Annotated in this window: 3 protein-coding genes and 2 pseudogenes; all 5 read right to left on the reverse strand. The window is 71.8% G+C overall.

What is annotated here, in order from left to right; translation table 11 throughout:
* Window positions 1–1,583 (reverse strand): annotated as a pseudogene (locus D588_RS25430) (S9 family peptidase); the annotation flags it as partial.
* Window positions 1,584–1,681: 98 nt separating this feature from the next.
* Complete coding sequence (gstA, locus tag D588_RS0118620; protein ID WP_017917051.1) at window positions 1,682–2,302, reverse strand: glutathione transferase GstA; 621 nt, start codon at window positions 2,300–2,302, stop codon at window positions 1,682–1,684.
* 78 nt (window positions 2,303–2,380) lie between these two features.
* Window positions 2,381–3,259, reverse strand: a complete 879-nt coding sequence (locus D588_RS0118625) for a LysR family transcriptional regulator (RefSeq protein WP_017917052.1) — start codon at window positions 3,257–3,259, stop codon at window positions 2,381–2,383.
* A 69-nt stretch (window positions 3,260–3,328) separates the two neighbouring features.
* Window positions 3,329–4,315, reverse strand: a complete 987-nt coding sequence (locus D588_RS0118630; protein ID WP_026143870.1) for a malate dehydrogenase — start codon at window positions 4,313–4,315, stop codon at window positions 3,329–3,331.
* 36 nt (window positions 4,316–4,351) lie between these two features.
* Window positions 4,352–4,562 (reverse strand): annotated as a pseudogene (locus D588_RS0118635) (glutaredoxin family protein); the annotation flags it as partial.

Below are 4,562 nucleotides of genomic sequence, written 5' to 3' on the forward strand. Positions count from 1 at the left end.
CGCAGGTAGACGTTCGGCGGGTCGCTCGGCGACTGCCGCCAGGTCAGCAGGCGGGTGGTGTCCTCGCCGGCGAACCCGGCGAAGGCCTCATCAACATCGGCGCCGCTGCGGAACAGACGCTGGGTCTTGCCGCTCGCCAGATCATAGCGGTCCAGGAACGGCCGGTCGCCGGCCGGGGTGGCGCCCTGCCCGCTCAGGAACAGTGCGCCGTTGTCCTCGCGCAGCACGTATTCGCCGTTGGCCAGGCGACGCAGCTCGGGCGTGCCGGGATCGGCGTAGAGGTCGTCGGTGGACAGGTCGAACAGCACCCGCCCGGCGCTGCCGGGGCGGTCCGCGTCCAGCAGCGTGGTGCGGCGCCAGTGGCGGTTCTCGTCGTACTCGTCCAGCAGCGCCTGCCCGCCCTGCGCGAACCAGCTCAGGCCGGCGTAGCGCTGGGTCACCTTGGCCAGTTCGCGCGGCTTGCCGGTGAACGGTGCCGACAGGGTCAGTAGCTTGTCGCGCGCCGGCACATTGGTCTTCCAGTCGCCGCCGTCCAGCGCCTCGGCCCAGACCAGGGTGGCCGGCTGGTTGGCGCGCCAGCCGTAGGCGCGCGGCCCGGTGGGCACGCCGTGTACCGGCACGCGATCGGCCACCGGCAGGTTCGCCAGCACCCGCTCGCTGCCGTCGGCCAGGTCCAGTACCGCCACGTCGTGGGCGAAGCGGCCGTAGGTGGTGACGTAGGAGTACGGGCGCTGCAGGCGCTCCACGCGCACGTGGCGGCCGTCCGGCGCACCGTCGACCACCGAGTACACCGCCGGCTTGCCGACCGTGCGCAGCTTGCCGCTGGCGGCATCCACGGTGACCAGCTGCGCCGTGGCGTAGTAGGTGAACTGGGCCTCGTCCTCGGGGCTGGACAGGGTGTCGCGGGCCTCGTAGGTGCTGCTCTCGCCCTTGCCGCGGATCGCTTCCTTGACCTCCGGGCCCGGCGGCACCGCCGCCTTCACCGGCGCCTGACCCAGGTCCTGGGGCACCGCACGCACTAGCAGGGTGTCGCTGCCGCCCAGCCACTGGATCTCGCCGCCCAGTACCGGGTTGAGCTGCACGCCGTCGATGCGACGCACCGCGCCGGTGGCGACGTCGCCCAGCCACAGTTCGACGCGGTCGGCCGCGGTGTTGTTGAAGGCGAAGCGACGCCCGTCCGGCGACCACACCGGCTGCGCCGGGCAGGCGCCGGCCGGCAGGGTCACCGCGGTCTGCTTGCCGCTGGCCACGTCGACCAGGCTGAAGCCGTCCAGGCAGGCGCGGATGCCGTAGCCGTTGGACATGTCGTGGCGGGCGTGGGTGCGCGGCTCCACGCGCACCCCGGCCAGCTTCAGGTACGGCTCGGCGACGCGCGCGATCGGCGGGTAGGCCTGGCGCTCCACCAGCAACAGGGTGCGCCCGGTCGGGTCCAGCCGCGGCGTCGGATTGAGCGGGGCGCGCATCACGCCCAGCAGCGGCTCGGGCGGTTGCCGATACCCGCTGTCGGCGGTGGCGGCGTGGGCGGCGACAGGCAACGCACTGGCGAGCGCCAGGGCGCCGATCCAGCGGAACGGCATGAGCATGGTCGAAATCCCCTTTCGAATGGCCCGGGCAACCTAGCACGGCCGCCGCGCTGCGGCCGAGCGCCGAAGGTCATGCCCTGCCCGCCAGTGCGCCGCGCTCAGGCCGGGCGCAGCGCCTGCTCGGCGGCCAGCGCCGCCACCACGCTGGGACGCTGCGCCATACGCGCCGCGTACGCGGCCAACGCCGGAAGCGCGTCCAGCGACAGGCCGAACCGCGGCAGCCAGCCGAGCACGGTGAACAGATAGGCATCGGCCACGCCGAAGCGCTCGCCGAGCAGGTACGGCTGCGTGCGCAGCGCGGCCTCGGCATGGGCATAGCGCTGCAGCAGGCGAGCGGCGACCGCGGTGCGCCGCGCCGGCGCCAGCCCGGCATCGAACAGCGGCACGCTGCCGGCATGCAGTTCGCTGTTGATGAAGGCCAGCCACTCGTACAGGCGGTAGCGTGGCAAGGCGTCTGCGTCCGCGTGCGGCGCCAGCGCCGCCTGCGGGCAGCGATCGGCCAGGTACAGCAGGATCGCCGGCCCCTCGGTCAGCACCTGGCCGTCGTCCAGTTGCAGCGCGGCCACGTAGCCCTTGGGATTGAGCGCGCGGAAGTCCTCGCCATCGGCGGTGCGCTTGCTGCGGTTGTCCACGCGCACCAACCGGAACGGCAGCTGCAGTTCGCGCAACACGATGTGCGGCGCCAGGGAACAGGCGCCAGGAGCGGCATAGAGGAGCATCGGAACGTCTCGCAGGCGCACCGGACAGTCGGCGCGCGCAGTGTGCGCGGCACGGCGGCCTGCGGAGAAACAAGAATGTCAGGACGGGTCAGTAGCGCCGCTAATGGCCTCGTCCAGGAACCGGCGCAGTTGCAGCGCGGCCGGCGCCGCGTGTGCAGCAACGACCAGGGCGAAGCGGCGCTGCAGCCGCGGCTGCAACGGCAGCACCTGCACGCCGTCGCGCTCGGCCGGCAGCACCGACGTCGGCAGCAGGCTGGCGCCCGCGCCGTCGCGCACCAGCGCCCAGGCGCTGGACCAGTCGCGCACCTGCAGGCGCAGGTCGGCGATCGCCAGCCCGGCGCGTTCGGCCAGGCGTTGCGCGTGCAGCCAGCAACCGCCGGTGGCCAGCACGAACGGCAGCGCCAGCAGTTCCGCCAGGGCGATGTCGCGCGCCCGCGGACGCGCCAGCGCCGGCGGCAGCACCGCCAGCCACTCGTCCATGCCGAACACCATGGCGTCGCGCTCCGGCGCCGGATCCAGTACCACGCCCAGGTCGACCGTCCCGGCGGCCAGCCAGGCCTCGACCTCCTCGTCGCTGCCTTCCAGCCAGACCACACCCGTGTCCGGATGCGCCCGCTCGAACGCGCGCAGGCGCGGCGCCAGCCACGGCCGCGACGAGGCGAAGCCGGCGACCCGCAGCGAGGCCGCACCCGCTGCACGCTCCGCCTTGGCCAGGGCCTGGATCTGCCCCAGCTCGGCCAGCATCGCCCGCGCATGTTCCAGCGCACGCGTCCCGAATGGGGTCGGCCGGATCCGCCCGCGCTCGCGCAGCAGCAGCGCCGCGCCCAGCACGTGCTCCATCTGCGCGATGGCCTGGCTGGCGCCGGACTGGGTGATGCCGCAGTGCGCGGCGCCGGCGCTGATGCTGCCGCACTCGACGACGGCGACGTACAGCCGCCAGTGGATCAGATTCATCATGTCGGACTCCCACAACGCGAAACGCCGGGCGGGGCCCGGCGTTCCGTGACGACGCGATCGCGTTGGCGATCAGCCCAGCAGGTGGGCCACGCCGCTGCGCTCTTCTTCCAGCTCGGCCAGGGTCTTGTCGACGTACTTCTGGCTGAAGTCGTCGATCGGCAGATCCTTGACGATGGTGTAGGCGCCGTTCTCGGTGGTGACCGGGAACCCGAAGATCACGCCTTCGGGAATGCCGTAGGAGCCATCGGACGGCACGCCCATCGTCACCCACTTGCCGTTGCTGCCCAGCACCCAGTCGCGCACGTGGTCGATGGCGGCGTTGGCGGCCGAGGCGGCCGAGGACAGGCCGCGCGCTTCGATGATCGCCGCGCCGCGCTTGCCCACGGTCGGGATGAAGGTGCCGGCATTCCATTCCTGGTCGTTGATCGCCTCGGCGATGGAGGCGCCGTCGGCGGTGGCGAAACGGTAGTCCGGGTACATGGTCGGGCTGTGGTTGCCCCACACCACCAGCTTCTCGATGCCGCCGACCGGCTTGCCGAGCTTGAGCGAGAGCTGGCTCAGCGCGCGGTTGTGGTCCAGGCGCAGCATCGCGGTGAAGTTCTTCGGGTTCAGGTCCGGCGCCGACTTCATGGCGATGTAGGCATTGGTGTTGGCCGGGTTGCCGACCACCAGCACCTTGACGTCGCGCTTGGCCACCTTGTTCAGCGCCGCGCCCTGCGCGGTGAAGATCTTGGCGTTCTCCAGCAGCAGGTCCTTGCGCTCCATGCCCGGGCCGCGCGGACGCGCGCCGACCAGCAGGGCGATGTCGGCGTCCTTGAACGCGACTTCGGCGTCGTCGGTGCCGACCATGCCGGCCAGCAGCGGGAACGCGCAGTCTTCCAGCTCCATCATCACGCCCTTCAGCGCGGCCTGGGCCTTCTCCATCGGCAGTTCCAGCAACTGCAGGATCACCGGCTGGTCCTTGCCCAGCATTTCGCCGGAGGCGATGCGGAACAGCAGGGCATAACCGATCTGGCCGGCGGCGCCGGTCACGGCAACACGAACGGGTGCTTTCATGGGGGATTCCTCTGCTAAGAAAGTGGGTGGGGTGGATCAGTAGACGCGATAGCCCAGCGGCTGCAGGTGCAGGTCCAGGGCGGCGGTGTCGTAGCCTTCGACCACATGCTGGCCGATCACGGTGATCGGCACGCCTTCCAGGCCCAGCGCGGCGGCGGCCTGGCGGCCGGCCTCCTGCTCCACGTCCAGGACCGTGTAGCGGACCTGGGCGCGGGCGAAATCGGCCTGTTGCCGGCGGCAGTAGCCA

Origin of the sequence: Xanthomonas sp. SHU 308, from assembly GCF_000364645.1 — a bacterium.
GTDB lineage: Bacteria > Pseudomonadota > Gammaproteobacteria > Xanthomonadales > Xanthomonadaceae > Xanthomonas_A > Xanthomonas_A sontii.